The sequence below is a fragment of the Paenibacillus enshidis genome, assembly GCF_042136365.1.
Taxonomy (GTDB): domain Bacteria; phylum Bacillota; class Bacilli; order Paenibacillales; family Paenibacillaceae; genus Paenibacillus; species Paenibacillus enshidis.
Map to the genome: position 1 here is coordinate 1 of NZ_JBHHMI010000094.1, position 351 is coordinate 351.

1 pseudogene is annotated in these 351 nt (G+C 38.7%); it reads left to right on the top strand.

Annotated elements, in window-relative coordinates:
- Positions 1 to 303: pseudogene (locus tag ACE41H_RS25230) on the top strand (hypothetical protein); the annotation flags it as partial.
- Positions 304 to 351 lie beyond the last annotated feature (48 nt).

Sequence of the window (351 nt, forward strand, 5' to 3'; positions counted from 1 at the left end):
GTTAGAAACTTCATTCCTGATGCTTGGATTTACTCACCTGTACAACCAGATCCTATTAACTCAGAAATTTGGCTTAAGGGTGATAATCGTTCGTTTAAAAAAGAACTGCGGGGTAACCAATTTAGAACTGAACAGGAAGTACGAGTAACATTCCATAATGAGGGTGCTACGAGTCACAACTATAGAGGGGTTGGAGAATCTGGAATGAAATTGGTCTATAAAAATATTCCTGGCGCCCCAGATCATTATGAAACAGCCTATGCAAATGTTAATGACTTGAGTGTTGCAAATTCATTCGAGTAAGGTAGAAAATGGACAGACTTGTAGCGAGATACGATTTTTAGCCTTATG